Annotated in this window: 24 protein-coding genes; 15 read left to right on the plus strand and 9 right to left on the minus strand. The window is 61.3% G+C overall.

Annotated elements, in window-relative coordinates; genetic code table 11:
• Positions 1-4: 4 nt before the first annotated feature.
• Positions 5-1,252, minus strand: a complete 1,248-nt coding sequence (gene lysA, locus HKK53_RS21765; protein WP_169372527.1) for a diaminopimelate decarboxylase — start codon at positions 1,250-1,252, stop codon at positions 5-7.
• 12 nt (positions 1,253-1,264) lie between these two features.
• A complete protein-coding gene (gene lptM / locus HKK53_RS21770; protein WP_075946461.1) occupies positions 1,265-1,438 on the minus strand; it encodes an LPS translocon maturation chaperone LptM in 174 nt (57 codons plus the stop codon).
• Between the two features lie 239 nt (positions 1,439-1,677).
• On the opposite strand from lptM, the gene cyaY reads away from it, so the two are divergent.
• From cyaY to rnk, 3 genes are all read left to right on the plus strand, one after another.
• The gene (gene cyaY, locus HKK53_RS21775; RefSeq protein ID WP_123509684.1) at positions 1,678-2,010 is read left to right on the plus strand and encodes an iron donor protein CyaY; all 333 of its coding nucleotides are present in this window, start codon (positions 1,678-1,680) and stop codon (positions 2,008-2,010) included.
• 4 nt (positions 2,011-2,014) lie between these two features.
• Complete coding sequence (locus HKK53_RS21780) at positions 2,015-2,233, plus strand: DUF1289 domain-containing protein (RefSeq protein WP_169372528.1); 219 nt, start codon at positions 2,015-2,017, stop codon at positions 2,231-2,233.
• 283 nt (positions 2,234-2,516) lie between these two features.
• Positions 2,517-2,927, plus strand: coding sequence for a nucleoside diphosphate kinase regulator (rnk, locus tag HKK53_RS21785; RefSeq protein WP_169372529.1), 411 nt, complete (start codon positions 2,517-2,519; stop codon positions 2,925-2,927).
• A gap of 6 nt (positions 2,928-2,933) precedes the next feature.
• On the opposite strand, the gene HKK53_RS21790 is transcribed toward rnk, so the two are convergent.
• The 3 genes from HKK53_RS21790 to HKK53_RS21800 all read right to left on the minus strand — a co-directional run bounded on the left by HKK53_RS21790 (position 2,934) and on the right by HKK53_RS21800 (position 6,749).
• Entirely contained in the window at positions 2,934-5,780 is a 2,847-nt protein-coding gene (locus tag HKK53_RS21790; RefSeq protein ID WP_169372530.1) for a class I adenylate cyclase, read from the minus strand.
• 182 nt (positions 5,781-5,962) lie between these two features.
• Positions 5,963-6,208 (minus strand): TIGR02647 family protein, encoded by a 246-nt coding sequence (locus tag HKK53_RS21795; protein WP_094470036.1) that lies wholly within the window; start codon positions 6,206-6,208, stop codon positions 5,963-5,965.
• Between the two features lie 256 nt (positions 6,209-6,464).
• A complete protein-coding gene (locus HKK53_RS21800; RefSeq protein WP_008150274.1) occupies positions 6,465-6,749 on the minus strand; it encodes a hypothetical protein in 285 nt (94 codons plus the stop codon).
• A gap of 124 nt (positions 6,750-6,873) precedes the next feature.
• Here HKK53_RS21800 and HKK53_RS21805 point away from each other — a divergent pair, with 124 nt between their 5' ends.
• Positions 6,874-7,533: a glutathione S-transferase family protein gene (locus HKK53_RS21805; RefSeq protein WP_169372531.1), complete on the plus strand. Its 660-nt coding sequence runs from the start codon at positions 6,874-6,876 to the stop codon at positions 7,531-7,533.
• Between the two features lie 126 nt (positions 7,534-7,659).
• Here HKK53_RS21805 and argH read toward each other — a convergent pair whose 3' ends face one another.
• Complete coding sequence (gene argH, locus HKK53_RS21810; protein WP_169372532.1) at positions 7,660-9,054, minus strand: argininosuccinate lyase; 1,395 nt, start codon at positions 9,052-9,054, stop codon at positions 7,660-7,662.
• A gap of 460 nt (positions 9,055-9,514) precedes the next feature.
• Here argH and HKK53_RS21815 point away from each other — a divergent pair, with 460 nt between their 5' ends.
• From HKK53_RS21815 to HKK53_RS21845, 7 genes are all read left to right on the plus strand, one after another.
• Entirely contained in the window at positions 9,515-10,261 is a 747-nt protein-coding gene (locus HKK53_RS21815) for a LytR/AlgR family response regulator transcription factor (RefSeq protein ID WP_133835441.1), read from the plus strand.
• A 138-nt stretch (positions 10,262-10,399) separates the two neighbouring features.
• Positions 10,400-11,341 (plus strand): hydroxymethylbilane synthase, encoded by a 942-nt coding sequence (gene hemC / locus HKK53_RS21820; protein WP_169372533.1) that lies wholly within the window; start codon positions 10,400-10,402, stop codon positions 11,339-11,341.
• Positions 11,338-12,105: a uroporphyrinogen-III synthase gene (locus tag HKK53_RS21825; RefSeq protein WP_169372534.1), complete on the plus strand. Its 768-nt coding sequence runs from the start codon at positions 11,338-11,340 to the stop codon at positions 12,103-12,105. The genes hemC and HKK53_RS21825 overlap by 4 nt, the downstream gene beginning before the upstream one ends.
• A 16-nt stretch (positions 12,106-12,121) precedes the next feature.
• Complete coding sequence (locus tag HKK53_RS21830) at positions 12,122-13,264, plus strand: uroporphyrinogen-III C-methyltransferase (RefSeq protein ID WP_169372535.1); 1,143 nt, start codon at positions 12,122-12,124, stop codon at positions 13,262-13,264.
• Positions 13,261-14,499: a heme biosynthesis protein HemY gene (locus HKK53_RS21835; protein ID WP_169372536.1), complete on the plus strand. Its 1,239-nt coding sequence runs from the start codon at positions 13,261-13,263 to the stop codon at positions 14,497-14,499. Before HKK53_RS21830 ends, HKK53_RS21835 begins: the two co-directional genes overlap by 4 nt.
• A gap of 310 nt (positions 14,500-14,809) precedes the next feature.
• The gene (locus HKK53_RS21840; RefSeq protein WP_169372537.1) at positions 14,810-15,361 is read left to right on the plus strand and encodes a disulfide bond formation protein B; all 552 of its coding nucleotides are present in this window, start codon (positions 14,810-14,812) and stop codon (positions 15,359-15,361) included.
• 177 nt (positions 15,362-15,538) lie between these two features.
• A complete protein-coding gene (locus HKK53_RS21845) occupies positions 15,539-15,997 on the plus strand; it encodes an Rsd/AlgQ family anti-sigma factor (protein ID WP_007899333.1) in 459 nt (152 codons plus the stop codon).
• Positions 15,998-16,058: 61 nt separating this feature from the next.
• Here the strand turns inward: HKK53_RS21845 and HKK53_RS21850 are convergent, their stop codons facing one another.
• Entirely contained in the window at positions 16,059-16,724 is a 666-nt protein-coding gene (locus HKK53_RS21850; RefSeq protein WP_169372538.1) for an FKBP-type peptidyl-prolyl cis-trans isomerase, read from the minus strand.
• A gap of 192 nt (positions 16,725-16,916) precedes the next feature.
• On the opposite strand from HKK53_RS21850, the gene HKK53_RS21855 reads away from it, so the two are divergent.
• Entirely contained in the window at positions 16,917-18,110 is a 1,194-nt protein-coding gene (locus HKK53_RS21855; protein WP_169372539.1) for an AlgP family protein, read from the plus strand.
• Here HKK53_RS21855 and HKK53_RS21860 read toward each other — a convergent pair.
• Positions 18,107-18,571 carry a TIGR02444 family protein gene (locus tag HKK53_RS21860; RefSeq protein WP_169372540.1) on the minus strand — a complete coding sequence of 155 codons (465 nt, stop codon included), beginning with the start codon at positions 18,569-18,571 and terminating at the stop codon, positions 18,107-18,109. The two genes, HKK53_RS21855 and HKK53_RS21860, sit on opposite strands and share 4 nt — an antisense overlap.
• A 50-nt stretch (positions 18,572-18,621) precedes the next feature.
• On the opposite strand from HKK53_RS21860, the gene HKK53_RS21865 reads away from it, so the two are divergent.
• The 3 genes from HKK53_RS21865 (at position 18,622) to HKK53_RS21875 (ending at position 21,862) form a co-directional block, all read left to right on the plus strand.
• Positions 18,622-20,532 carry an ATP-binding cassette domain-containing protein gene (locus HKK53_RS21865; protein ID WP_169372541.1) on the plus strand — a complete coding sequence of 637 codons (1,911 nt, stop codon included), beginning with the start codon at positions 18,622-18,624 and terminating at the stop codon, positions 20,530-20,532.
• On the plus strand, positions 20,532-21,113 hold the full coding sequence (locus HKK53_RS21870) for a mechanosensitive ion channel family protein (RefSeq protein ID WP_169372542.1): 582 nt from the start codon (positions 20,532-20,534) through the stop codon (positions 21,111-21,113). Before HKK53_RS21865 ends, HKK53_RS21870 begins: the two co-directional genes overlap by 1 nt.
• 116 nt (positions 21,114-21,229) lie before the next feature.
• Positions 21,230-21,862, plus strand: coding sequence for a LysE family transporter (locus HKK53_RS21875; RefSeq protein ID WP_169372543.1), 633 nt, complete (start codon positions 21,230-21,232; stop codon positions 21,860-21,862).
• Positions 21,863-21,944: 82 nt separating this feature from the next.
• Here the strand turns inward: HKK53_RS21875 and HKK53_RS21880 are convergent, their stop codons facing one another.
• On the minus strand, positions 21,945-22,688 hold the full coding sequence (locus HKK53_RS21880; RefSeq protein WP_169372544.1) for a penicillin-binding protein activator LpoB: 744 nt from the start codon (positions 22,686-22,688) through the stop codon (positions 21,945-21,947).

The following is a 22,688-nucleotide window of genomic DNA, read 5'->3' on the forward strand; positions in this document are numbered from 1 at the left end:
GGTTTTACTCCGGCAGCAGGCTTTCGCCAGCAAACAACTCGGCTACCGTCTCACGGCGACGCACTTCAAATGCCTGATCACCGTCCACCAACACTTCGGCGGTGCGGCCGCGGGTGTTGTAGTTGGAACTCATGACAAACCCATAGGCACCGGCCGAATGCACGGCCAACAGATCGCCTTCTTCCAGGGCCAGTTCACGTTCCTTGGCCAGGAAGTCGCCGGTCTCGCAGATCGGCCCGACGATGTCGTAGGCACGCGCTGCGGTATTGCGCGGGCGCACGGCGGTGACGTCCATCCAGGCCTGGTACAGCGCCGGGCGGATCAGGTCGTTCATGGCCGCATCGACGATGGCGAAGTCTTTGTGCTCGGTGTGCTTGAGGTACTCGACCTGGGTCAGCAGCACGCCGGCGTTGGCGACGATGTAGCGGCCCGGTTCGAACACCAGGGCCAGTTCGCGACCTTCGCAGCGTTCGCGCACGGCTTTGATGTAGTCGGCCACCAGCGGCGGCTCTTCATCCCGATAACGCACGCCGACGCCGCCACCGAGGTCGATGTGGCGCAGGTAGATGCCGCATTCACCCAGGCGATCGATCAAGCCCAGCAGGCGATCGAGCGCATCGAGGAACGGTGGCAGGCTGGTCAATTGCGAACCGATGTGGCAGTCGACGCCCAGCACTTCCAGGTTCGGCAATTGCGCAGCGCGGATGTACACGTCTTCGGCGTCGGCGATGGCGATGCCGAACTTGTTCTCTTTAAGACCGGTGGAAATGTACGGGTGGGTGCCGGCATCGACGTCCGGGTTCACGCGCAGCGAGATCGGCGCGCGAACGCCCAGCTCGGCGGCGACCACTTGCAGGCGTTCCAGCTCATCGGTGGATTCGACGTTGAAGCAATGCACGCCGACTTCCAGGGCGCGGCGCATGTCTTCACGGGTCTTGCCGACACCGGAGAACACGATCTTGTCCGGGCTGCCGCCAGCGGCCAGCACGCGTTCCAGTTCACCCCGGGAGACGATGTCGAAACCGGCGCCGAGACGGGCCAGGACATTCAGTACACCGAGGTTGGAGTTGGCCTTGACCGCAAAACATACCAGGTGCGGCACGCCGGCCAGGGCATCGGCATACGCCAGGTACTGGGCTTCGATGTGGGCGCGGGAGTAGACGTAGGTCGGCGTGCCGAAGCGTTCGGCGATGGCGGACAGGGCCACGCCTTCCGCGAACAGCTCACCGTCACGGTAATTAAAAGCGTCCATGGCGTTCCCTTATTATTGGTAGACGTCGTGCTTGTGTGCTTTGGACGGCTGCTTTTGCGAGGATTGAGCTTGCTCGGCAGGATCCTGAGAGTCGTCAGGCAGGTACAGCGGGCCTTTTTGACCACAGGCCGACACAAGGCAGGCAACCGCGAGGAGCGCGGCAAGGGAAGAGATCAGGCGCTTCATGGCGAAATCCTTGAAAATGCGTTAATTGCGCCGGAGTATACCGGCCACCCGGCAGCTTGCCTATGTAACGCGGCTCCCGTCCGGCGGGCCTTGGATTGACGCGCGGTAACTTGTCCTGCGTCTTGCGTCGATATTTCATAACGCTACCGGGCGCTTGGTCGTTATCCTTTGCAATCACCGGGGCTCGCCCGTATCTTGCGGCGCTTGAGCGTGAACAGACACTTTTTGAGGTTCCTGCAATGAGTTTGACCGAAGCCCGTTTCCACGACCTGGTCGATGCCACACAGCAATCGCTGGAGGATATTTTCGACGAGAGTGACCTGGATATCGATCTGGAGAGCTCGGCCGGTGTGCTCACCGTCAAGTTCGAAAACGGCAGCCAGTTGATCTTCAGCCGCCAGGAACCGTTGCGCCAGTTGTGGCTGGCGGCGGTGTCCGGCGGGTTCCACTTTGACTATGACGAAGAGAGCGAACGCTGGATGTGCGACAAGAGCGAAGAGCAGCTGGGCGAAATGCTCGAGCGCATCGTCAAGCAGCAAGCGGGCGCCGACTTCGATTTCGAAGGCCTGTGAGACCGTGACTGAGCCTGCGCCGGTTCGTCCGCCCAAGCCGCTCTACAGCAATGTCAGCCCGGCGGTGCCTTCGCCGTGCAGCGGGGTGTGCCGGCTGGATGAACAGAAGGTTTGCCTGGGCTGTTTTCGCCATGTCGAAGACATCCGCGAGTGGCGCTCGGCCGACGACGATCGCCGTCGGGTCATCTGCGACCAGGCTGCACAACGCAAATCTTCGATCTAAGCGCTGACTGTGGCGAGGGAGCTTGTCGGAATGCCGTACCACCCCGTTGGGTCGCGAAGCGGCCCCAAAAAGCTCACGACTGCTTCGCAGCCGAACGGGGGCAAGCCCCCTCGCCACAGTGTTTCTCCCCGCGCGTCTGAAGCGCCCCTTCCCCTCACTTGTATATTTATTGAGCTGTGATAGTGTCCAGAAACGCCTCAACCCATCGAGGCTCGTGAAAACCCCGCCTTTTTCTGGCGGGGTTTTGCTTTTTTTGTGCAGAAGAAAGGAGTCTGCCCGGATCATGACCGTACCTTCCATCACCCTTACTCGTCTGGACGTGCAACGTCTGGAACGCCTGATCGACAGCCTGGATGACACGCTGCCGGGCGTTATCGCGCTGCAAACCGAACTGGATCGCGCCGATACACTGGTCGGTCACGATGAAGTGCCCGCGGATGTCGTGACCATGAATTCGCGCGTGCATTGCCGCGAAGAAATCAGCGGCAAGGACTATCACCTGACGCTGGTCTATCCCAAGGATGCCAATGCCGATGAAGGCAAGATTTCCATCCTGGCGCCAGTAGGCAGTGCCTTGCTCGGCCTGAAAGTCGGTCAGCACATCGACTGGCCGGCACCGGGTGGCAAGACCCTGAAAATGACCTTGCTGGAAGTTGAATCGCAGCCGGCCAATGGCGGCGCCTTTCCGGAATAAATGCCTTCAGACCTGCTCGAGCGCTTCGTTCAGTGCGCGCTCCAGGTCGGCCTTGTAGCGCAGATACAAATTGCTGGAACTCTGCCCATCACCGAGCAGGCCCGACAGGTCGAGGTCGGTGATGTAGCAGCGGTAGCGTTCAATCTCGCGGCGCTGCTCGACGATTTCCCGGGCGACCACGGTAAACAGCTGATCGCCATACTCCAGTTCCGAAAACTCCCGCTGATTGCAATACAACGTGACCTGCACCTGCCCCGGTGCGGCTTTGCCGATGATCGCCTGGACGTCGTAGAACGGCTTGTTGACCGGCGTTTGCGGCGCCGGCCGCGCTTCGACCCGACGCGCCCGGCCAGGACCGGACGGCAACAGCTGGTAATACAACGTCTCGAGGCTCAGCGGCTGGGCGGCGTCCATCGGCAGCAAGGCGTCCCGGCGATAGAGGATCGATTGCAGGAAACGTTGCAGCGGCACCAGTAGGCTTTGCTCGTCGTGATAGGGCAGGCGCTGCATCCACAACGCGTTGAATTCATCCAGCACGTACAGATCGGCCTGCTGCTCGGTGATCCGGTAGAACACCTGGATGCACTCGGGCTGGCCCATCGGCAACAGCAATGCGAGGTCCTGTTCTTCCAGGGCCATCGGGTCCAGGTGCAGCGGGCTGTAGCTCGCCTGCTCTTCGCCCAGGTAGTCGAACAGCGCCGGCAGGGTGGCGAGGGCGACATGGTTGACCTGCCCGGGCACCAGTTCCAGCACGTGGTAATGCTGCTGGACCTGAATCAGGTAGCGATGATTGAGTTTGCTCAGTAACAGGTTTTGCGCGGTATCGAGGATTTCTTCGACGCGCCGGGCAATGAATTGCGCGCGGTTGTGGCAGAAGCAACGGACCCGCAAGCGCGGCTGTTGCGGCCCTTTGGGCAGGTTGTTGAGGTAGTCGCGCAAGCAATCGAGCAATGCGTGAGGCCCGTCGTAGCGGCTGACCAGCACTTCATTCCAGCTGTTGAGCGTGACCTGGTCCAGAGTCAGCACCAGGTTTTCCCGCACCCCGGCGTAACTCAGGGAGTCGGTGCGCTCGGTGGTCATCAGGATGTTGAGGTCGCGATGGTGCTTGAGCGGATCGACGCCAACGTTCACCAGGATCAGCACTTCGCCGGGCACGCTGGGGCGCAACAGCACGTCTTCGGCGACGGTGGTCAGGGGCAGGGCGATGCTCTGCTGCAGGCTGCCGAGCAGGTTGAACAGCTCGAATTCGCTCAAGTCGCTGGTGCCGGGGTGCAAGGCCAGGCGGGTGCTGCTGTCGATCACGCCGTTGCGGTGGCTCCAGGTCAGCAGCTCCAGCAACTGGCGACTGCGCTTGATCGGCGCGAAATGTTCCCACTCGTGGGCGTTCAGGCTGCCGTTGTACAAACCCCATTGGGTTTGCCCGGGTTCTTTCTTGTTCGGCGCCTGCACCAGGGTCAGGGTGTCTTCGGCCAGGTCCGGGGCGATGCCGGGGTTGATGAATTCGACCTTGTCGGCCTTGCGCTCGAAGGCCGCGTACAACCGCCGCCCCAGCACATTGAGGTCGCGCTTGTTGATCAGGCTGACGGTTTGCTCGGTGCGGGCGAACTGGGTCAGAAAGCGATAGCTGTAATTCAGCTCGTTGACCAAGGCCCGACGTTCGGCGCTGACCTGGCGCACTTTCCACTGGCTGCGGCTGTCGAGCAGCGCCAGTTGTCGCTGATCCCAATGCCATTCGCTGGCCAGGCGCTCCAGCAGCGAGCGCTGCCAGCTCGCGGTGCGACTGTTGCTGCCGGTGAGCTTGCGGTTGACCTTCAAATACAGTGCGCGACGCACCAGTTCCAGGCGCTCGGGTTCGCCACGGGCGGTGAGGTATTCCTCGATGCGCCGGTAGACCACGATGTACGGGTCCAGCTCGTCGAGATCCAGCTGATTGGCGAATACCGCCTGTTTGAACCGCAGGCTCAGGCAATGAACCTTGGGATGCTCGCTGGCGTAAACCTCGATGAGCAGCAGTTTGAGTACGGATTTGTAGGGCGATTCGATGCCCTTGAACAACTGCCAGAGCCCGGCGCCGATGAATTCCCCCGGCGGAATGTGCGCCAGATGCCCCAAGTCCAGGGTTTCATCGGCGCGGATAAAACGCTTGGACAGCAGCGTGTGGGTGTACTGGTGGTAACCCGTCTCTTCGTAGACCGGCACCAGCCACCAGATCGGCGTACGCCCGGCCAGCCAGATCGCCGTGCGATAGAACTCGTCCAGCAGCAAGTAGTGCTGGGTGGTGCCGCAGTCTTCCGAACTCAGTTGCGTATCGCGCTCGCCATGCATGAAGCGGGTCGGGTCAATCAGGAAGAAATGCGCCTCGGCGCCCTGGCTCGCGGCCCAGGTTTCGAGCAACTGGCATTTCTTGCGCAGCTCAACGAGCTCGCTTTCGCTCAGCTCCGGGCCATGGCATACCCACACGTCCATGTCGCTCTGGTCGGCCTGGGCCAGAGTGCCAAGGCTGCCCATCAGGAACAGGCCATGAATCGGCCGCGGTGGATTGCTGCCATGACGCGGCTTGTAGGAGAACGAACGGGTCAGGCGCTGGGCTTCGGCGAGGGTGTTGGCGTCAGGCTCGTAATTCGACAGCCCGGCCGGCGTGCTGCCGGACACGTAACCCGGCAACAGCGGATGATTGACGTGGAAAAACAGCGGCAGCAGGGTCAACACCCCTTGCTGGCGTGTCGACAACCCTTCCATGGCGCGGGCCATGCGGCCTTCGTTGAGCTTCAGAAAACGGGCGCGCAGCTGGCTCAGGACCTTGCGGTCGATTCCCTCGTCCAGATCGGGGCGTATTTCATGGGTGCGGGTCATGTCAGCTCAAACCGGCTCGCGAAGCTCGGACGTAAGGGTCTGCGGATGAGGGGCAGTTTAGCGCCTCGGCCCCGGGACTTTTAAGCTGAATTTGTATTTCTGGCGCCAGATTTCTATCGCGAGGCGACAGACTGCCCGCGGAAATCCCGTAGCAGGGGTTTCCGTGGGCGATGCGCTGGCGTTTAGGCTGTTTCCTGAACGCTCAGAATGGTCAGGACGGTTTGGACATTTTGCGCGGCGTCACGACCCAGGCTGGTCAGGTAACCGCCATCGGGCTGGTCGATCAGTTCTTTTTCGTACAGGCGTTGGGCGGCGGCAATGGCTTTCGGGGCAGCGGTCTGATGAATTTTCAAACCTTCCTGGGAACTGTCCAGGTTGAAGAGGGCGAGGATTTCCAGTTCGGCAACCAACTCAGGGGTAAGCGACATAAGGACTCCAGACTTTCTAGGAATTGGACGACAGCGCCCCTAAGGTGAGCCCACTCGTGCGGCATGTCCAGTGCTGGCAGCAGGGTTTTTTCGCCTCGGGATGCATTCCCCGGCAGCGGGGTGCGTACCAGTGTAGACAGGGTCTGGAAGAACGGCGCAGATGTTACTTGTAGGAGCGAGGCTTGCCCGCGAAGCTTTTGGCGTTATCGAGGACGCCTTCGCGGGCAAGCCTCGCTCCTACAGGGGGCGGGCGTGTTTATTTCTTCTCTGGCGGCAGCTCTGGCAAGGCGCGCAGGGCGGCTTCGTACCATTCGGTATTGAACGCGCGGTCTTCTTCGAGAATCGCGTCGATTTCCACGGCCAGCACATGGGCCATCAGGTTGAGGATTTCTTCACGCTCGTAACCCACCAGGGTCAGCTTGTTGAAGGTGGCCTTGGCGGCTGGCGGGTTGTCGCTTTCGATCTGGTTTTCAATCGCTTCGACCAGGGTGTTCTCGGCGAACTCTTCTTCGTCGATCTCGATATCTGTTGGCTCGCTCATGGCAGGCTCCTCAAGTTAAGGCGGGCAGTTTACCTGCATTCAGCGCTGTGATGCTGCTGGCAAGAAACACCCGGGCGTTCTATAAAAGACACCTGCCAACCCCGCACGGCCTGGAGGCTATGTGATGCTCAAGCTTTATGGATTTTCCGTCAGCAACTACTACAACATGGTGAAGCTGGCGCTGCTGGAGAAGGGTGTACCGTTCGAAGAAGTGCTGTTTTACCCGGCCCCGACCCCTGAAGCGTTAGCCATCAGCCCGCGCGGCAAAGTGCCGGTACTGGGCGTCGAACAGGGTTTCGTCAACGAAACCGCCATCATTCTTGAATTCATCGAGCAAACCCAGAAAGGCCCGCCGCTGCTGCCGAGCGATCCGTTCGAACGCTCCCAGGCCCTGGCGCTGGCCAAGGAAATCGAGCTGTACATCGAGCTGCCGGGCCGCGCCTGTTATGGCGAAGCCTTTTTCGGCTCGCCCGTGCCGGATGCGATCAAGGACAAGACCAAGGCCGAATTGTTGCTGGGCTTTGCCTCACTGGGCCGGCATGGCAAGTTCGCCCCTTATGTGGCCGGTGACAGCCTGAGCATTGCCGATTTGTATTTCCTGTACAGCGTGCCGCTGGCCTGTGCGGTCGGGCAGAAGCTGTTCGGGATCGATCTGTTGGCCGAGATGCCGGCGGCCAAGGCGCTGCTGGAGCGTCTGGAGCAGAACCCGCATGTGCAGCGGATCGCGGCGGATAAGGAAGCGGCGATGCCAGCGTTTTTGGCGATGGTCGCGTCCAAGAAGTGATTTTGTAGCGTTTTCAATAATGCCTTCGCGGGCAAGCCACGCTCCTACAGGTTTCACGCCGTTTCAAAATCGGCGCAATACCTGTAGGAGCGAGCGGTGCGACGATTCGACTTGCCCGCGAAGCTTTTAACGGCTCGCGAGCAATGCCTGACCGCGCGCCACGGCTTTCTTGACCTGCGCCGGCGCAGTCCCGCCGATATGGTCACGGGCATTCACCGAGCCTTCCAGGGTCAGCACGGCAAACACGTCCTGATCGATCTGGTCGCTGAACTTGCGCAGCTCTTCCAGGCTCATTTCCGCCAGGTCCTTGCCGCTTTCCACACCGTACTTCACCGCGTGCCCAACGATTTCGTGGCAATCACGAAACGGCAGGCCACGGCGTACCAGGTAATCGGCCAGGTCGGTGGCGGTGGAGAAACCGCGCAGCGCCGCTTCGCGCATCATCGCGTGCTTGGGTTTGATCGCCGGGATCATGTCGGCAAAGGCCCGCAGCGAGTCGCGCAGTGTGTCGGCGGCGTCGAACAGCGGCTCTTTGTCTTCCTGGTTGTCCTTGTTGTAGGCCAATGGCTGGCCTTTCATCAGGGTCAGCAGGCCCATCAGCGCGCCGAAGACGCGGCCGGTCTTGCCGCGAACCAGCTCCGGCACGTCCGGGTTTTTCTTTTGCGGCATGATCGAGCTGCCGGTGCAGAATCGGTCCGGCAGATCGATGAACTGGAATTGCGCGCTGGTCCACAGCACCAGCTCTTCGGAGAACCGCGACAAGTGCATCATTGCGATGCTCGCGGCCGAGCAGAATTCGATAGCGAAGTCACGGTCGGAGACGTTGTCCAGCGAGTTACCGCCGACGGCATCGAAGCCCAGCAGTTGCGCGGTGAACTCACGGTCGATCGGGTAGGTGGTGCCGGCCAGCGCAGCGCTGCCCAGAGGCATGCGGTTGGTGCGTTTGCGGCAGTCCACCAGACGCTCGTAGTCGCGGCTGAGCATTTCGAACCAGGCCAGCATGTGGTGCCCGAAGGTTACCGGCTGCGCGGTTTGCAGGTGGGTGAAGCCCGGCATGATGCTGCCAGCTTCGCGCTCGGCCTGCTCCAGCAAGCCTTTTTGCAGGCGGGTGATTTCGGCGAGAATCAAGTCGATCTCGTCACGCAGCCACAGGCGAATATCGGTAGCGACCTGGTCGTTACGGCTGCGGCCGGTGTGCAACTTTTTACCGGTCACGCCGATGCGATCGGTCAGGCGTGCCTCGATGTTCATGTGCACGTCTTCGAGGTCGATGCGCCAGTCGAACTGGCCGGCCTCGATTTCACCCTGGATGGTCTTCAGGCCATCGGTGATGCTGTCGCGCTCGGCATCGGTCAGCACGCCGACCTTGGCCAGCATGGTGGCGTGGGCGATCGAACCCATGATGTCGTGGCGATACAGGCGCTGGTCGAAAGTGACGGAGGCGGTGAAGCGGGCGACGAAGGCGTCGACGGGTTCACTGAAGCGGCCGCCCCAGGACTGATTGGTCTTGTCAGTGCTCATGAATTCGCTCGTATCGGCTTGAAGAAGGTTGGCGTTTAACGCTGGGGCGGATAATAACAGGGTTGCCAATCCTGTCGCTGACACTGGTCGATACGTTTTTTTCTCATGCGCCGGACCATACTCGGAGTATCGCCGGAAGGAATTGCGCAACGATATTTTTCAATTGAGCAATATCGCGCCGGCAACCGTCTACAGTTGGACAGTAGGAACAGCGCACTTCTGTGCGTTGCCGCTGCCTATAAAAAGAGGGGGTGTTCGTATTGTGTATCAGCAAACCCTACGGCGATGCCTCGCCAGCGCGGGCCCGGGCTGCCAATCGCCCCGCAGATGAAAATTTAGCCGCCGGTCTCGCGGCACTTTTTGGCCCTCGCGCCAGTCTTAGCGTGGATCGCGGTGACGGATGTCACTTCACCTGTCTACGCTATCCTTGTGCGAGACTCACGCAGGAATCCAGCGCAATATGAATGTCCTGATCGTTGATGACGAACCCCTAGCCCGCGAGCGCCTGAGCCGAATGGTCGGCGAACTCGAGGGATACAGTGTCATGGAACCCGGTGCCACGAACGGCGAAGAGGCGTTGGCGCTGATCGACAGCCACAAGCCGGATATCGTGCTGCTCGATATCCGCATGCCGGGCCTCGATGGCCTGCAAGTGGCTGCGCGATTGTGCGAGCGTGAAGCGCCGCCGGCCGTGGTGTTTTGCAGCGGGCCGGATGAATTCGCCGCCGAGGCGTTGCAGGCCAGCGGCGTGGGTTATCTGGTCAAGCCGGTACGCACCGAGTTGTTGCTCGAAGCCTTGAAGAAGGCCGAGCGGCCCAATCGCGTGCAACTGGCCGCCCTGACACGCCCGGCTGCCGAAACCGGCAGCGGCCCACGCAGCCATATCAGTGCCCGTACCCGCAAAGGCATTGAACTGATCCCGTTGGGGCAGGTGGTCTACTTTATTGCGGACCACAAGTATGTGACCTTGCGCCACGAAGGCGGCGAAGTGCTGCTGGACGAACCGCTCAAGGCCCTTGAAGACGAATTCGGCGACCGTTTCGTGCGTATCCACCGCAACGCCCTGGTCGCCCGCGAACGCATCGAACGCCTGCAACGCACACCCCTTGGGCATTTCCAGTTGTTCCTCAAGGGCCTGAACGGCGATGCGCTGATCGTCAGCCGCCGTCATGTGGCCGGCGTGCGCAAGATGATGCAGCAGCTTTAATCCGCCGTTCACAGGCGGACTCCACACCCGATTGCCGGACGTTGAAGGCCAGGGAGGCCGAGCAGTTCCTGATACAAGTCAAAGTGGATTTGACTGAGCTGTTATTATCCGCCGTATCTATTCAGTACGGATTGATCCATGTCCTCTCGCGAAATCCGCATCGCCACCCGTAAAAGTGCGCTGGCCCTCTGGCAGGCCGAATACGTCAAAGCTCGTCTCGAGCAAGCCCATCCCGGCTTGCTGGTCACGCTGGTGCCCATGGTCAGTCGCGGCGACAAGCTGCTCGACTCGCCACTGTCGAAAATCGGCGGCAAGGGCTTGTTCGTCAAGGAACTGGAAACAGCGCTGTTGGAAAACGAAGCCGACATTGCCGTGCACTCGATGAAAGACGTGCCGATGGACTTCCCCGAAGGTCTCGGTCTGTTCTGCATCTGCGAGCGCGAAGACCCGCGCGATGCCTTCGTTTCCAATACTTATGCCAGCCTGGATGAACTGCCCCAGGGCAGCATCGTCGGCACGTCGAGCCTGCGCCGTCAGGCCCAGTTGCTGACCCGGCGCCCGGACCTGGAAATCCGCTTCCTGCGCGGCAACGTCAACACGCGCCTGGCCAAGCTCGATGCCGGCGAATACGACGCCATCATCCTCGCTGCTGCCGGTTTGATTCGCCTCGGATTCGAAGACCGCATCACCTCGGCCATCAGCGTCGACGACAGCCTGCCGGCCGGTGGCCAGGGCGCAGTCGGTATCGAATGCCGCAGCGTCGACAGCGAAATCCACGCCTTGCTCGCGCCGCTGCATCACCAGGACACCGCCACCCGCGTCACCGCCGAACGCGCCCTCAACAAACACCTGAATGGCGGCTGCCAAGTGCCGATCGCCTGCTACGCGGTGCTCGAAGGCGAGCAGATCTGGTTGCGCGGGCTGGTAGGCGATCCGAGCGGTGGCCTGCTGCTTAATGCCGAGGCCCGTGCGCCGCGCAGTGACGCCGAATCCCTGGGGGTGCAGGTGGCTGAAGACCTGCTGAATCAGGGCGCCGGCGACATTCTGAAAGCGGTCTACGGCGAGGCAGGTCACGAGTGACCGGCTGGCGTCTGCTGCTGACGCGCCCCGCGGATGAGTCGGCGGCGCTGAGCAGCGTGTTGGCGCAAAGCGGGATTTTCAGCAGTTGCCTGCCGCTTTTGGAGATCGAGCCGATTGCCACCTCTGACACAATGCGCAACGTGATCCGGGATCTGGATCAGTTTTGCGCGGTAATTGTGGTGAGCAAGCCGGCGGCCAGGCTCGGCATTGATCTGCTCAGCCAGCAATGGCCTCGGCCACCGCGCCTGAAGTGGTTTAGTGTCGGCGCCGCCACTGCGCAAATCCTGGAAGAGGCCGGGCTCGATGTGAGCTTCCCGGTCGAGGGCGATGACAGCGAAGCCTTGCTTGAACTTGCGCAATTGCGCGAGGCTATCGCCCGGCCCGATCCGCGGGTATTGATCATGCGCGGGGAGGGCGGGCGCGAGTTGCTGGCCGGGCGTTTGCGCAAGCTTGGTGCTAGTGTCGAGTACCTGGAGTTGTACCGTCGTGGCTTGCCGAGCTATACGACGACTGCGCTGCCGGACCGGATCGCAGCGGAACGCTTGAACGGGCTGGTGGTCAGCAGTGGACAGGGTTTCGAGCACCTGCATCAATTGGCCGGCGATGCCTGGCCACGGTTGGCGCAGTTGCCGTTGTTTGTTCCAAGCCCAAGGGTCGCCGAGCTGGCACGTGCCGCCGGGGCCCAAACAGTTGTGGATTGTCGTGGCGCCAGTGCCGCGGCTTTGCTGACGGCGTTACGGGAGCAACCCGTACCCGTTCTCTAATGCAAAGGATGGATACGTGAGCGAAACAGTCTTGCCTAAAGATGACGTGCAGCCGGTGCTTGATGCACCCGTTGAAACTCCACCACCGGCTGCGGTGCAGCGCAGGGGCAATGGACTCGCAATCGTCGCCCTGTTGCTGGGCGCCGCCGGTGTTGCCGTGGGTGGCTGGGGAGTGTGGCAAGTGCGCCACCTGCAAGCCAATACCCAGCAGCAGTTGAGTGAAGTCCAGGCGCTGAACGATCAGGCGCAGAGCCTCAAGCTCAACGATCAACGCCTGACCGCACGCCTCGAACAATTGCCCGCCGCTGATGAGCTGGAAGACCGTCGTCGACTGGTCACGCAGCTGCAAGGCGATCAACAACGCTTGAATCAAAAACTGGAAACCGTCCTCGGTGCCAGTCGCAAGGATTGGCGCCTGGCCGAGGCCGAGCACTTGCTACGCCTGGCCAGCCTGCGTCTTTCCGCATTGCAGGACATCAGCAGCGCCCAGGCCCTGGTGCAGGGTGCCGATGAAATCCTCCGCGAACAGAACGACCCCGGCGCCTTTGCCGCCCGCGAGCAAGTGGCCAAGACGCTGCTGGCCTTGCGTAGCACCGCGCAGCCGGATCGTACCGGACTGTTTCTGAAGCTGGGCGCCTTGCGTGACCAGGTGATCAACCTCACTGAGCTGGCACCCGAGTACAAGGACCGCGGCGAATCCCTGCTGGGCCTGACCGCCGATGGCGACGGCGCCAGTCGTTGGGCGCAATGGTGGGATGAGGTTTCGCGCTACATCCGCATCGACTTCAATGCCGACAAGAATGTTCGTCCGCTGCTGGCAGGGCAGAGCCTGAGCCAGGTGCGCCTGGCCCTGAGCCTGGCGCTGGAGCAGGCGCAGTGGGCCGCGCTCAACGGCCAGGCGTCGGTGTATACCCAGGCGCTGACCGAGGCGCGGGATGTGCTCAAGGGCAACTTCAACCCGGACAACCCGCAGAGCAAAGTGATGCTTGAACAGGTGGCCGATCTGGGCACGCAACCGGTCACCGTCGTCACGCCGGACCTGACGGGTACGTTGAGCGCGGTCCAGGCGTACCTGGAACGGCGAAATGTCAGTGCCGAGGATTCGATCAAGCCGTTGGCCAAACCTGCCGCGAACACTGCGCAGGAGGCCACGCCATGAAACGCCTCTATGTGATCCTGTTCCTGGTCATCGCTGCCACCGCGGTACTGGGGCTGGCGATTGCCGAGCATTCCGGCTACGTGTTGATCGCCTACAAGAGCTTCCGCTATGAGTCGAGCCTGTGGGCGAGCCTGGCCTTGTTGGCGGTGCTTTGGCTGGTGTTCTGGGGTATCAAGGCGTTGGTCGAGCTGGTGACGACCTCCGGCGGTGTGGTCAATCCGTGGTCCCGTCGCAACCGCAGTCGCCGGGTGCAAGTGGCGATCGAACATGGTCAGCTGGATTTGGCCGAAGGTCGCTGGGCCAGCGCCCAGCGCCATCTGCATCGGGCCGCTGAAGCCGAGCGCCAGCCATTGCTGTACTACCTCGGTGCGGCCCGTGCCGCCAACGAGCAAGGGCATTACGAGGAAAGCGACAACTTGCTCGAGCGCGCACTGGAGCGTCAGCCCCAGGCTGAATTGGCGATTGCCTTGAGCCACGCGCAATTGCAAACCGATCGCGGCGACACCGACGGCGCCCTGGCGACTCTGGACGCCATGCACGAGCGTCATCCGCATAACGTGCAAACCCTGCGTCAATTGCAGCGCCTGCATCAGCAGCGCGGCGACTGGTCGGCGGTGATTCGCCTGCTGCCGGAACTGCGCAAGGACAAGGTCCTGCCAGCGGCGGAGCTGGCTGAGCTGGAGCGTCGGGCCTGGGGTGAAAACCTCAACCTGGCCGCGCACCGCGAGGAGGACGGCGTCGTGGGTTTGCAGTCGCTCAATCGGGCCTGGCAGCAGCTCAGCACGGCGCAGCGTCAAGAGCCACCGCTGGTGCTGGCCTATGCCGAGCAATTGCGGCAGCTGGGTGCGCAGGCCGAAGCGGAAGAGATTCTGCGTGCGGCGCTCAAGCGCAAGTACGACAGTCATCTGGCGCGCCTCTATGGGCTGGTGCGTGGCAGCGATCCGGCGCGGCAGCTGCAAACCGCCGAAGGCTGGCTCAAGGATCACCCGGCTGACCCGAGCCTGCTGCTGACCCTGGGCCGCCTGTGCCTGCAAAGCAGCTTGTGGGGCAAGGCCCGGGATTATCTGGAAAGCAGCCTGCGTCTGCAGCGCAACCCGGAAGCCTGTGCGGAGCTGGCCAGGTTACTGGCGCAACTGGGCGATACCGAACGCAGTAATCAACTGTTCCAGGAAGGCCTTGGCCTGTTGGATGAACGTTTGCTGGCGGCGCCATTGCCGGTAGCGGCTCGGGCGTGATCTCCACGTTGGCATAAACCCCTGTGGCGAGGGGGCTTGCCCCCGTTGGACTGCGCAGCAGTCCTAATTGGAGGCGCCTCGCACCTCTGCGGGAGCAAGCTCCCTCGCCACAAAATTCGCACTCCAAACCCTTGGCGTTTACTTCATGTAGTCCGCCATCGGCATAGTCCTACAATGGGCTACATCAAATCCTCTCGCTCCTGTCGGGAATTCCCTACACCTTTGATGAAGTGTCCGTGGTGGCCCGTCTTGAAAGGCTGGCGCGCTTTCCTCTACCGTAACCGCCTGTCTCTAAAGTTACGGATTAGCCATGTCTTTGGCCTGCTCACGCTCCTTGTTTTTCATGGCTTTCACCGCAGGTGCCCTGGCCTTGGGCGTTTCCTATTACCTGGAATATGTGGTCGGGCTCAAGCCTTGCGGGTTGTGTTTGTTGCAGCGGTTTTTTCTCGCGCTGCTCATGCTGGTTTGCCTGGTGGCTTCGGTGCACGGCCCGCGGCGATTCGGGTCTTTTGTTTATTGGCTGATGGGTTTGTCTGCCAGCCTCGGCGGGACCGTCGCCGCGTGGCGCCAGGTGCTGTTGCAGGGGGATCCGCTGAAACAGTTGTCACTCTGTTCGCCCAATCTGGATGACGTATTCGAAAACCTGCCCTGGACCTGCGTCGTGAAACGGATGTTCAAGGGAGCCGATGACTGTGCGCAGCTCTCATGGACCTTATTCGACCTGAGCATCCCGGAATGGAGCCTGCTGTTCTTCGTCGCGATGCTGATATTGGGTATTTATCAGTTGCTGCGCCACGTCTGGATCGCCTGTCAGCGACCGCCCAGCGGCGTGTCGTCGCACCGGGCGATGGCGGGCGATTAAACACTTGTATGAACTTTATCTCCTGCGTACCTTGAAGCCATTGTCGTGCGGGCATAATCTGGCCCGCACGTGTCATTGGATTTATGTTGCTCGATGACGCTCTGCCTGGCCGATTCTTGACCTTCAAGAGTGCGACAGGTGTAGAGCAGCATGACCCACAAGGGAAGAGAGATCACCATGCTCGAAAGTTGTCAGAATGCTCAGGAACGCTGGGGTGGAGTGCATCTGCTGATCGACCGCTGGTTGCAGGAGCGTCACGAACTGGTTCGGGCCTATGATGCTCTCGGCGCCAAGCCTGAAGCACTGGGCGAGAACCGCAAACCGTTGCAGGAATTCTGTGGCGTGCTGGTCGATTACGTGTCGGCGGGGCATTTCGAGATCTACGAACAGCTCACTGGCGAAGCCAAGGCGTTTGGTGACACTCGCGGCCTGGAACTGGCCGAGACCATCTACCCGCGCATCGACGTCATCACCGAGAAACTGCTCGCGTTCAACGACCTGTGCGATGCAGGCAAGTGCGTCGCCGAGAAATTCAAGGAGCTGGGTGGTCTGTTGCATGAACGCTTCGAACTGGAAGACTGCCTAATCGAAGTGCTGCACACCGCGCACAAGGAAGAGGATTCGGTCCAGGCCTGAACCCCTTCCCGCAAGACCCACGAAACGGTGCGCTATGCGCGCCGTTTTTCGTTTCCGTCATTCAGCTTGTGGCGCCGCGCAATTCGACTTCGAACACCAGTGGCGTGAATGGCGCGATCAGGTCGCCGGCACCATCGGCGCCGTAAGCCTGGGCGGATGGAATCACCAACCGCCACTTCGCACCTACCGGCATGTTTTGCAGCGCGATGCGCCAGCCAGTGATCACGCTGTCGAGGCTGAACCATTGCGGTTGGCTGTTCTGATCGAACACCGTGCCGTCCGGCAGGCGACCGATGTACATCACTTGAACCTTGCCATTCGGTCCGGCCTTGGCACCGTTGCCAGGGGTCAACTCCGTCAGCAATATTCCATCGTCCAGTTCACGAACCCCGGGCCGGGCTTTTTCCTGAGTAAGAAAGCGCTGCTCTTTTTCCAGGGCTTCTTCGGTTTGCGGTGCCGGCGTTTGCAAGGCGACCTGGGCTTCGTGGTCAGCCAGGATCTGTTCGATCTGCGCGTCTTTCAGCGCCAGGGGTTTGCCTTGATAGGCTTGCTGCAAGCCTTCGACCAGCGCCTGAAGTTGCAGGTCAGGAACCTCCTGGCGCAAGCGTTCGCCGAGGCTTGCCCCCAGGCTGTAGGCGAGATCGTGAGCATCATTTGCAGCGGTTTTTTCTGCGGCTTGAGTAGCGGAAAAACACACCAGCAGAGATAAAAAAAGGTAACGCGACATGGGCACTCTCCGACCTGAGATGCGGGGGATTATGCCAGCGAGAATGGGTTGAACGGTGAACTGCTTTTGCGCAGACGCAGAACATTTTCAATCCGTTGCAACGTAGCGCTTTGGATACTGTCAACATGGCCTAGCGGCGGTGTCAGCAGAGGTCTAGTATGAGCCGCATTCACGTCAGCCAGGAGGTAAACCATGTCGGCCACCAAGAAGCCTGTAAATACTCCGTTGCACTTACTCCAACAACTCTCGGGCAGCCTGCTCGAGCATTTGGAAACCGCTTGTTCCCAAGCCTTGGCTGATGCTGAAAAACTGCTCGCCAAACTGGAAAAGCAGCGCGGTAAAGCGCAAGAAAAACTGCACAAATCCCGTACCAAATTGCAGGACGCTGCGGCGGCCGGCAAGGCCAAGGCACAAGCCAAGGCGAAGGACGGAGTGAAGCAACTCGAAGACTTGCTCGATGCCTTGAAGGATCGTCAGTCCGAGACCCGCAGCTACATTCTGCAACTCAAGCGCGATGCTCAGGAAAGCCTGAAACTGGCCCAGGGTGTCGGTCGCGTACAAGAGGCTGTGAGCAAGGCGTTGTCCCTGCGTTCGGCCAAGCCTGCTGCGGCACCTGCCAAGAAAGCCGCTGCCAAACCGGTTGCTGCAAGAGCAGCCGCCAAGCCTGCTGCCAAACCGGCCGCTAAAGCGCCGGCCAAAGCCGCAGCAAAACCTGCAGCGAAAAAACCAGTGGCTGCCAGCGCTGCGAAACCAGCTGCTAAAGCAACGGCTGCCAAGCCAACTGCTGCCAAATCGGCCACTGCAAGAACCGCAGCAGCCAAACCTGCTGCAGCGAAAACGGCGGCGGCCAAACCCGCTGCAAGAACAGCCGCAAAACCGGCAGCAAAACCAGCGGCCAAAACCGCAGCCGCGAAACCGGCCGCCAAGCCAGCCGCTAAACCAGTAGCTGCAAAAACCGCTGCCAAACCAGCGGCCAAGCCTGCTGCAAAAACCGCTGCCAAACCTGCTGCAAAACCAGCCGCTAAAACTGCCGCTGCCAAGCCAGCAGCCAAACCCTCAGCCGCAAAACCAGCGGCTAAACCTGCTGCCGCTAAACCGGCCACCGCCAGCGCTGCCAAGCCAGCCGCGACAAAACCCGCCGCCAAACCAGTGGCTGCAAAACCGGCTGCAAAACCTGCCGCCAAACCTGCGGCTAAACCCGCAGTGAAAAAACCAGTCGCGGCCAAACCTGCTGCGGCCAAACCGGCTACCGCGCCAGTCGCCAAGCCTGCCACCTCGCCTGCGGCAGCATCGCCTGCTCCAGCCGCTACCACCTCGACCGCGACCGCCGCGCCAACCCCGGCCGCCGCTTCGAGCACAACCACCACCCCAACCAGCGCTTCCTAAGTGCCGGTTACCGCGACGCGCAGCTGATGCAGCGCGTCGCGGTCCAGGTTGGCGGCGCCCGCCGCCACACCTTCCAGCCAGGCCGATCGTTCGGTCACCTCAGCTTGCGGCCAACCCTGGGCCGTACGTTCCAGTTGCAACAGCAGATGCCGTTCGGCTTCCAGCTCCAGTGTCTTCACTTGTTCGCGTAACGCGTTGAGTTCGACGTCGTCAGCAGCGGCAACTTTCCATTGCGTGCGTAAAGCTCGCAGCGGCTGCACAACATTCGCCTCCCACGGCCCGGCCACCTGAAAAAGCGCCTGCAAGCGTTGCTCGGTACAGCCCACGCCCCGTTGTTCCAGCCATAGCCCGCACAGCAGCAGGCAGACATTCGCCCCCGCCGACTGCAATTGCAGGCACAGGCCTTCCACGCCGGGACGGGCGTAAGTGTTCAGGGAAAAGCTCCACAGGTCAGAGGACATAGTGCTACTCGCGCCAGTTGCGAACGAAGCTGATAGACTCCGCCGCCATTATGATCCGAATTCAGAACCTGACTTTACAGCGTGGCCCGCAACGTCTGCTAGAAGACGCCGAGCTGACCCTGCACGCCGGCCACAAAGCCGGTCTCATCGGTGCCAACGGCGCCGGCAAATCGAGCCTGTTCGCCTTACTTCTGGGCGACCTGCACCCGGACTCGGGTGACTGTTTCCTGCCGGCGGACTGGCGCATCGCCCATATGCGCCAGGAGATCGACACCCTCGATCGCATTGCGGTCGACTACGTGCTCGATGGCGACCTGCGCCTGCGCGAGGTGCAACGTGACCTCGCCGCCGCCGAAGCGGCCCATGACGGTGCCGCTCAGGCGCGCCTGCACGCCGAACTCGACAGTGCCGACGGTTACACCGCCGACGCCCGGGCGCGCAAGCTGCTGGCCGGCCTTGGGTTCACCAACGATCAGATGGATCGCCAGGTAGGAGATTTCTCCGGTGGCTGGCGGATGCGTCTGAACCTGGCGCAGGCTTTGATGTGTCCTTCGGACCTGTTGCTGCTCGATGAGCCGACCAACCACTTGGACCTCGACGCCATCATCTGGCTCGAAGACTGGCTCAAAAGCTACCCCGGCACCTTGATGCTGATTTCCCACGACCGGGATTTCCTCGATGCCGTGGTCGATCACGTGGCCCACGTCGATCAGCGCAAGATCACCCTGTATCGCGGCGGCTACAGCGCCTTCGAACGCGCCCGTGCCGAGCGTCTGGCCCAGCAGCAGCAGGCCTACGAGAAGCAGCAGGCGCAACGTGCGCACATGGAAAGCTACATCGCCCGCTTCAAGGCCCAGGCCACCAAGGCCCGCCAGGCCCAGAGCCGGATCAAGGCGCTGGAGCGGATGGAAGAGTTGTCCGCGGCCCACGTCGATTCGCCGTTCGACTTCGTGTTCCGCGAGTCGCACAAGATCTCCAGCCCGTTAATTGATATCTCCGACGCTCGCCTGGGTTACGGCGAGCGCGCCGTGCTGGAGAAGGTCAAGCTGCAACTGACCCCCGGTGCGCGCATCGGATTGCTCGGTCCTAACGGTGCCGGTAAATCGACCCTGATCAAAAACCTCGCCGGTGAACTCGAACCGCTGTCCGGTCGCCTGACCCGGGGCGAGAACACCGTGGTCGGTTACTTTGCCCAGCATCAGCTGGACTCGCTCGATTCCAAGGCCAGCCCGTTACTGCACATGCAGCGCCTGGCGCCGACCGAGCGCGAGCAGACCCTGCGCGACTTCCTCGGTGGTTTCGACTTCCGCGGCGCGCGCATCGATGAGCCGGTGCTGAATTTTTCCGGTGGCGAAAAAGCGCGACTGGCCTTGGCGTTGATCGCCTGGGGCCGGCCGAACCTGCTGCTGCTCGACGAACCGACCAACCACCTGGACCTGGAAATGCGCCTGGCGCTGACCATGGCTCTGCAGGAATTCAGTGGTGCGGTATTGGTGGTTTCCCACGATCGCCATTTGCTCAAAAGCACCACCGACAATTTCTACCTGGTGGCAGACGGCAAGGTCGAAGAGTTCGACGGCGACCTGGAGGACTACACCCGCTGGCTGGTGGAGTACCGTCAGCGCAACGCGCCGGTCAGCAACACCCCGGTGAACCCGGACAAGACCGATAAGAAGGCCCAGCGTCAGGCTGCAGCGGCGTTGCGTCAGCAATTGGCGCCGCACAAGCGTGAGGCCGACAAGCTCGAAGCCGAGCTGGGCAAGCTCCACGAGAAGCTGGCGAAGATCGACGTCAGCCTTGGCGACAGCGATATCTACGAGCCGATGCGCAAGAACGAATTGCGTGACCTGCTGGCCGAACAAGCCAAGCTCAAGGTCCGTGAAGCCGAGCTGGAAGAGTCCTGGATGGAAGCCCTGGAACTGCTGGAAAGCATGCAGGCGGAGCTGGAGGCGCTGTCCTGATGGAGGCCTTCAAGCTACCGCTGCCAGCGGTGTGGGCCGAGCCGATCTGGCTCGTCGCGCAAATCCTGCTGATCCTGCTGGCCGGTTATGTCGCCCAGCGTTTCGTCGCCAAATGCCTGACGCGCCTGGGCGAGCGCTATCCGTTTCCGCCGCAACTGCTGATGCCGCTGCGCGGTGGCCTGCGCTGGCTGATCATGGGCAGCGCGTTGATCTTCGTGCTGGAACGCCTCGGTGTGTCGGCCACGGTGCTCTGGACCGCGTTGTCCGGGTTCGTCGCGGTGGCCGCGGTAGCGTTCTTCGCCATGTGGAGCGTGCTCTCCAACCTGCTGTGCGCGATCCTGATCTTCACCGTCGGCCCGTTTCGCATTGGTGATGTGGTCGAGTTGGTGGACACCCTCGACAAGCCAGGCGTCAAAGGCCGGGTGGTGGCGATCAATCTGCTGTTCACCACACTGATCGAAGCCGAAGAGGCGGGGACGGGCAGTGCCATGGTGCAAGTGCCTAATAGCCTGTTCTTCCAGCGCTCGGTTCGGCGCTGGCGCGGTAGCGATGTCTTCCCCTCGAGCGGTTTCGAGAAGTAGCCGAGACGCCGATCGCGTTGGTCGGCCGTCGTTCTGGTCCTGCAAAAAATCGGTAGTCATCGGCCCAAAGCCGCATTAGCTTAGACGTCTGTCACGAGTCTGAGTCGAGGTGTGCAATGGTGCTTCAAACATGGCTGGCGTTTTTTGCCGCCTGCTGGGTGATCAGTCTGTCGCCCGGTGCCGGCGCGATTGCGTCGATGTCCAGCGGTCTGCGATACGGTTTCTGGCGCGGCTACTGGAACGCCCTGGGCCTGCAACTGGGCCTGGCGGTGCAGATTGCGATTGTCGGCTTGGGTGTGGGGGCCATTCTTACGGCTTCGGCGACGGCGTTCTATGCGATCAAATGGTTCGGCGTTGCGTACTTGGTTTACCTGGCGGTCAAGCAATGGCGGGCGCTGCCCAGCGACATGAGCGACGACGCGGCAGTGCGGCAGATTGGCAAGCCGCTGGCCCTGATGTTCCGGGGTTTCCTGGTGAACATCAGCAACCCTAAGGCACTGGTGTTCATGCTGGCCGTGTTGCCGCAGTTCATCGATCCGCATGCGCCGCTGCTGGCTCAATACCTGATCATCGGCGTCACCATGATCTGCGTCGACCTGATCGTCATGGCCGGTTACACCGGGTTGGCGGCCAAAGTGTTGCGGATGTTGCGCACGCCCCAACAGCAGAAGCGCATGAACCGTACGTTTGCCGGGTTGTTCATCGGCGCGGCGGCGTTCATGGCGACGCTGCGCAAAGCGGTGGTGTAAAACCGCCAGGCACAAAAAAGGCGACCTTTTCAGGTCGCCTTATCGTTCCTACGCTCTGCGTGGGAACGATCAGCTTCCAGACTCAGCGCAGAATCACCGGTGCAGTATCGCGCGGCAGATTGTTGCGTTGAGCCGGCTCGCGAGGCTGTTCATAGCTAGGACCACCAAGCTGTTGGCTCAGTTGCGCCGCCACGTCTTCGCCCAAGGCCTTGGACACGTCACGCACCACCCGTGGGCGGTTCAGCGAGATCTTGATGTCCCGGCCATTCACCAGTTTGGTGTCCTGGCCTTCGCCCATCGCCGTGAAGGCCGAGGTGATTTCGAAGGTCTTGGTGTTGATCAGACTGAAATCCGCCACCAGGGTCAACGCCAGCACCGCCGAATAGCTGTCCGTGTTGGCCAGCTCGTTCATGTCCTGGGTGAAGTCGATATCCGACACGGTGCCGAACAGCACGTAGTCCGCGCCCTTGAAGCTACCGGCCTTGATCCGCTTGATTACATCGTAGATGTCACCCTTGGACGAAGCCGTGTAAGGCGTGCCCTGAATCAGCTGGAACATGCCGGTGCGCAGGATTTCACCTTTGATGTCGCCGGTGAATTTACGCAGTTCGGTCTGTTCGATGTAGCTGGTGGTGGCCTCGATCTCGTTGTAGTTCGACGAACCACTGGAGCTGTAGTAGCCCTCGCGGTAGTTGTTCTGCGCCGAGACGATGTGGATGTATTGCTCTACACGTTCCTGATACGCCAGATCCGTGACTGCAACTTTCGGGGCCGCTTGCACGCTGAGCGCGCAAGCCAGGGCCATCAGGCCAATCCATGTGCGCAT

Source organism: Pseudomonas sp. ADAK7, assembly GCF_012935675.1.
Taxonomy (GTDB): domain Bacteria; phylum Pseudomonadota; class Gammaproteobacteria; order Pseudomonadales; family Pseudomonadaceae; genus Aquipseudomonas.